Annotated in this window: 4 protein-coding genes; 1 reads left to right on the top strand and 3 read right to left on the bottom strand. The window is 74.8% G+C overall.

Annotated features, from left to right (window positions below; translation table 11 throughout):
• The coding region (locus tag PV350_RS43550; RefSeq protein WP_500338911.1) for an ATP-dependent DNA ligase at positions 1-699 on the bottom strand (699 nt) is incomplete at its 3' end.
• 13 nt (positions 700-712) lie between these two features.
• Positions 713-1612: a non-homologous end-joining DNA ligase gene (gene ligD, locus PV350_RS43545; RefSeq protein ID WP_499511538.1), complete on the bottom strand. Its 900-nt coding sequence runs from the start codon at positions 1610-1612 to the stop codon at positions 713-715.
• Between the two features lie 41 nt (positions 1613-1653).
• On the opposite strand from ligD, the gene ku reads away from it, so the two are divergent.
• Positions 1654-2553: a non-homologous end joining protein Ku gene (gene ku / locus PV350_RS43540; RefSeq protein WP_499511539.1), complete on the top strand. Its 900-nt coding sequence runs from the start codon at positions 1654-1656 to the stop codon at positions 2551-2553.
• Positions 2554-2560: 7 nt separating this feature from the next.
• Here the strand turns inward: ku and PV350_RS43535 are convergent, their stop codons facing one another.
• On the bottom strand, positions 2561-5914 hold the full coding sequence (locus PV350_RS43535; protein WP_500338909.1) for an ATP-binding protein: 3354 nt from the start codon (positions 5912-5914) through the stop codon (positions 2561-2563).
• Positions 5915-6056: the final 142 nt, after the last annotated feature.

Genomic DNA, 6056 nt, shown 5'->3' with positions numbered 1-6056 from the left:
GTCCAGGGGCGCGGTGGCGAAGGGGCCGTCGCCGAGGTCGAGGACGAGGGCGCGGGGGGCGCGGGGAGTGCCGGTGAAGCCGATGGCCTCGGCGTCCTGCGGGACGGCGTGGCGGAGCTTGAGCCAGTCGCGGCGGTCGGGACGGTAGCGCTGACCGCGGCCCTTGACGACGAGGCCCTCGATGCCGAGCGGGGCGAGCGAGGCGTACCAGTGGACGGCCTCGTCGCGGTCGGTCGTCATGGGCACGGCCTGCAGCGGCGGCCCGAGCGGTTCCAGCAGGGCGACGAGGGCCGCGCGACGTTCGTGGTACGGCCGGCCGCGCAGGTCGGTGCCGGCGGCGGCGAGCAGGTCGAAGGCCGCGTAGTTGGCGGGGAGGTCGGTACGGCGGCGCGACCCGCGCAGGGCGCGGCGCTGGAGGGCACCGAAGTCGACGCGGCCGTCCCGCCAGATGACGACCTCGCCGTCGAGGACGGTGCCGGCCGGCAGGGCCCCGGCGGCCTCCGCGATCTCGGGGAAGGTGGCGGTCACGAGCCGGCCGGAACGGGTCTGCAGGCGTACGGGGTCGGTGAGCACGACCATGCGGTGGCCGTCGAACTTCGGCTCGTAGGCGCAGCCGCCGGGGAGGGCGTCGGCCGCGGGAACGGTGTCGACGCGGCGGGCGAGGGCGACGCGCACGGGGAGCGGGAGGGGATCGGTCACGAGGGGGCGCCCGTCACGGCAGGGTGCCGCGGCCGGCGGGGTCGTCCAGGGCGGCCAGCGGGTCGCCGTGGTCGGCGGTGCGCTGCAGGACCTCCTCCGGGGTGAAGGCGAGGTCCTCCGCCTTCCGGCAGGAGGCGACCTCGTCCCAGGTGACGGGGGTCGCGACGCCCGGGCGGTCGCGCAGCCGCAGGGTGTAGGGGCAGGCGGTGGTCTTCGCGGAGGCGTTCTGGGACCAGTCGATGAAGACCTTCCCGGCGCGCAGGCTGCGGGTCATGGAGAACACGACGAGGCCGGGGTGCTCGTCGCGCATGCGGGTGGCGAGTGCCTTGGCGTAGCCCGTGGCGGCGGCCTCGGCGGCGGGACGCAGCGGCGCGTAGAGGTGGAGCCCCTTGCTGCCGGAGGTGACGGGGAAGGAGACGAGCCCGTCGTCCTCCATCATCTGCCGCAGGCGTTCGGCGACCCGGCAGCACAGGACGAGGTCGGCGCCCTCGCCGGGGTCGAGGTCGAGGACGAGGCGGTCGTGGGCGTCGCGTCCGCCCGCCACGGTCCACTGCGGGACGTGCACCTCCCAGGCGCCGAGGTTGGCCATGGTGACCAGGGCCGGGGTGGAGTCGACGACGATGTGCGGCTCGTCGGCCTCCCCGGCGGTGGTCACCCAGTCGGGCGTGCCGCCTGGCGGGCGTTTGGCGAACCAGCGCTGGGCGTGCGGGCCCTCGGGGGCGCGGACGAAGGAGGCGAGGCGACCGGCGGCGTGCGGCACCAGCACCGGGGCGACGCGGGCGTAGTACTGCAGCAGCTGTGCCTTGGTGTGACCGGTGACCGGGAAGACGACCTTGTCCAGGTGGGTGAGGACCACGCGGCGGCCGTCCACCTCGACCGTCTGCCGGTCGGGCGAGGCTGACGGGGCGGGCATAGTCTGGAAAGTCCCCGGAAAGGGACAAAAGTATGCGATCCATGTGGAAAGGTGCGATCGGCTTCGGGCTGGTCTCCATTCCGGTCAAGCTCTACGCGGCCACCGAGGAGCACGGCGTCTCCCTGCACCAGGTGCACGCCGAGGACGGCGGCCGCATCCGCATGAAGCGGTACTGCGAGAAGGAGGGCAAGGAGGTCCCCTACGCGGAGATCGCCAAGGGGTACGAGGACGAGACCGGCCGCACGGTGGTGCTCACCGATGAGGACCTGGCCGCCCTCCCCCTGCCCAGCAAGAAGCTGATCGACGTGCTCGCCTTCGTCGACGCCGACGAGATCGACCCGCTGTCCCTGTCGCGGGCCTACTACGTCGGCGCGGAGACCGCCGCCGCCAAGCCGTACGTCCTGCTCCGCGAGGCCCTGAGCAGCAGCGGCAAGGCCGCCGTCACCAAGATCGCGCTGCGCACCCGCGAGTCCTTGGCGCTGCTGCGCGTCCACCAGGACGTGCTGGTCCTGCACACGATGTACTGGCCCGACGAGCTCCGCGCCGCGGAGGGGCTGGCGCCGCCGGAGAAGGTCACCGTGCGGCCGCAGGAGCTGAAGATGGCGCAGAGCCTGATGGACACCCTTTCCGAGGACTTCGACCTGGAGTCGATGCACGACGAGTACCAGCACGCGCTGGACGAACTCGTCGCCGCCCGGCTGGAGGGCGAACCCGTCCCCGAGATGGCCGAGGTCACCGCCGCCCCCGACAACGTGGTGGACCTGATGGCCGCGCTCCAGGCCAGCATCGACGCCCGCGGCGGGGAGAAGGCCGGAGCGAAGAAGACCGCCTCCGGCAAGGCCCCGGCGAAGAAGGCGGCCGCCGGGAAGGCCCCCGCGAAGAAGGCGGCGGCCAAGAAGACCACGGCGAAGAAGGCGACGCCCCGCAAGAAGGCGGGCTGAGGACGCGTCAGACGGGCTCGCGCAGCAGCTCTACCGCCTCGGGGAAGGTGAGCCCCCCGCCCTCGCGGTAGGCCGCCGCGAAGTCCTCCTCACCCAGGTACCCGCGCAGCCGCACCGCGTCCTCGTCCATGCTCGTCCGCTCCCACGGGGTGCAGGCGGTCTGCCGCAGCGCGTCGTGCGCGCCCAGCACCACCGCGGCGCGGCGCGCGGGGCCGCGGACGTCGTCGCCGCTGCGCAGCCCTGCGATCCCGGTGAAGAGCGCGACGCCCGGCGGGAAGAGCAGCACGCCGATACGCGGCCCGATGACCGGGCTGAGCGGATGCCCCTCCATGTAGGCGACGGACTCGGCGAGATGGGGCAGCCCCCCGTACGGGTCGCCCGCCATGCCGGTGAGCCAGCCGCGGACGGCGGCGAGCAGTCCGACGATGAACGAGGGCATGCCGCGCGGCGGGTCGGCCTGCATGGCGTCGAGCAGCGCGAAGGCCTCGTCCAGTTCACCGCGCCGGGCGAGCAGGGCGATGAGCAGCACCCTGCCGTAGTAGCCCGCGTCGTCGCCCACCGGCCGGAAGGACGCGGCCTCGGCGACTCCCGCGCGGATCAGCCGCTCCCCCTCCTCCAGGTCGCCGGCGTTGGCGAGGGCGTCGCCGAGGCGGACCATCATGATCGGCACGTGCTGGTACGCACCGAGCTTGCGGGCGAGCTCGATGGCCAGTCGGCAGCTGTCCGCGGCACGCGCCCAGTCGCCGGCGTTGGCGCTCGCCTCGGCCTCCGCCGCCAGCGCCTCGGCCATGCCCCAGTCGTCGCCGACCCGGCCGAACAACTCCCTGGCCTCGCGGATGTCGTCCATGGAGGCGTCGAGCCGGCCCTCCACGTCGTTCATCACCTTGGCGCGGAACTGCAGCGCGAACGCCAGCTCCCACACCCGGCCGTGCAGCCGGCAGCTCTCCACCGTGCCGTCGATGAGCTCGGGCATGCGGTCGAAGCGACCGGTCAGCATCGCGCCGAGCACGCGGAACAGCCCGGGCCGCAGGCTGGACTGCGGCAGCTCCGGCGGGTAGGCCTCGATGATCGCCTCGCCCAGACCGACCAGCCTCGGATCGTTCCACACGTCGTGCTCGCCCATGTACGCGAACACCTCGCCGGTGCGCACCCAGCGCCGCGCCTCGGTGAGCTGCTGCGGCGTCATCGGCGGCGGGTCCTCCAGCGGCCCGCGGTCCAGCGGCGGGAGCCGTACCGGCTCGGCGAAGGCGTCCACCGGGCTCATCGCGACCACCACGGCGGGCCAGTGGCCGATCTCGCTGCGGTAGTTGCGCATCTCCCAGAACCAGCTGCAGGCCAGCACCAGGCAGAGCGCCTCCTGCTCGTCCCCGGTGTCCACCGCCCGGCGGATCGCCGCCCGCAGGTTCTCGTGCTCGCGCTCCAGCCGGTCCAGCCAGAGCAGTTGGCGCGGCCCGCGCAGCTCGGGGTCGGCGGTGCGCACGTACTCGCGGAAGTACGTGGTGTGGCGGCGCCCCACGGTGTCGCGCTCACCGGCCTCGTCGAGGCGTTCGGCCGCGTACTCGCCGATCGTCTCCAGCATCCGGTAGCGCGCGCCGTCCTCGGCGAGGTCGGCGACGACCAGCGACTTGTCGACGAGCGAGGCCAGGACGGAGGCGACGTCCCGGGCGTCCACGGCGCCGCCGTCCTCGCCGCACACCGCCTCGGCGGCGGCCAGGTCCCAGCCGCCGGCGAACACCGCGAAGCGTCGCAGCACGATCCGTTCGGCCTCGCTGAGCAGGCCCCAGCTCCAGTCGACGACCGCGCGCAGCGTCTGCTGCCGGGGCAGCACGGTGCGACTGCCCGCGGTGAGGATGCGGAAGCGGTCGTCGAGCCGGTCCGCGAGCTGGCGGGGCGTCATCATCCGGAGCCGGGCCGCGGCCAGTTCGATGGCGAGCGGCAGTCCGTCGAGCCTGCGGCACAGCTCCGCGCAGGCCTCCGGGTCCTCGTCCGGGGTGAAGCCGGGGCGGGCCGCCGCGCCGCGGTCGGCGAGCAGCCGCAGGGCGGGGGGCTCCGGCAGCGGGTCCAGCGGCCGGATCAACTCGCCGGGCACACCGAGCGGTTCACGGCTGGTGGCCAGCACCGCCACACCGGGGCAGTGCGCGAGCAGCCGCTCCGCGAGCTCCGCGGCGGCGCCGATCACGTGCTCGCAGTTGTCCAAAACCAGCAGCATGCGGCGCTCCGCGCAGTACTCGGTGAGCTGCAGCAGCGGGTCCTTGGCGGCGGCCCCCTTCGCCTCCGCGGCCAGCGCCGCCTCGGTCGCCGAGGCCGCGTGCAGCAGCGTCTCGCGCAGGCCCAGCGCGTTCACCACGGCCACGGCCACGGCCACGGTGCGCGGGTCCTCCACGGGCGCCAGTTCCGCGAACCAAACGCCGTCCGGCCAGCGCCCGGCGACCAGGTCGCCGGCCTCCTGCGACAGGCGGGTCTTGCCGGTGCCGCCGGGGCCCGTGACGGTGACCAGCCGCGCCACCGCAAGATCCGCGGCGATCGCGGACAGGTCCGCCTCGCGGCCGACGAAACTGGTCAGCCGGGCCCGCGCGTTGCCGAGCCGCGCCGGGCTCCCGGACACGGGCGCCGGCGCGGCGGCCCCGGCGGGGGCGGGGGCGGAAGGATTCAGCAGCTCGGCGTGGAGGGCCCGCAGCTCCGGGCCCGGATCGGTGCCCAGCGTGTCGGCGAGCTCGCGCCGCACCTCCTCGTACGCCACCAGCGCGTCGGCGCCCCGGCCCGCCTCGCGCAGCGCACGCAGCCGCAGCACCTGCACCGCCTCGTTCAGCGGATGGGCCACCGCCAGCTCCACCGCCTCCGGCAGCACCTGTTCGGCGCGGCCGAGCGCCACCTCGGCGGTGATCCGCAGCCGCCGGGCGTCCAGCCGCAGCGCGTCGTAGCGGGGCGCGACGGACGCCCGGTCCGGAAGGTCGGCGAGCACCGGGCCGCGCCACAGCGCCAACGCGGAGTCCAGCGCCTCGGCGGCCTTGGCGGCGTCGCCGTCGGCGAGCGCCCGGCCGCCGTCCTCCACGAGCCGCTCGAAGCGGTACAGGTCCACGGCGTCCGGCGCGGCGACCAGGCGGTAGCCGCCGTCCACCGAGCCCACGGCCTCATGACCCACGGCCCGGCGCAACCTGGCGACCAGGGCCTGTAGCGCCCCGGTCGCGTCGGCGGGCGGTTCGCCCTCCCACACCTCGTCGATCAGCGCCTCGGTGGTCCGCACCCGCCCGGGGCGCAGCGCCAGCGCGGCGAGCAGCGCCCTCAGCCGCGTACCGGCCAGCGGCACGACGGTGCCGTCGCCGCGGTGAGCCTGGGTCGTCCCGAGAATGCCGTAACGCACGCCCCCATTCTGTCCGAGCCCCCGGTACCCCCGCTCCCGGGTTGTGATTGCGGCCCGTTGTCGTGTGCGGCGCCATTGTGGTTGCGGTTGGGGTTTCTCCCCCGCCCGCCCTCCCGATTGCCCGGCGCGGTCAGTGCGGGCC

It is taken from the genome of Streptomyces sp. PA03-6a, from assembly GCF_033792765.1.
Lineage (GTDB): Bacteria > Actinomycetota > Actinomycetes > Streptomycetales > Streptomycetaceae > Actinacidiphila.
Note: the sequence above shows the minus strand (reverse complement) of the source record. Positions and strands in the feature narration are given on the sequence as shown.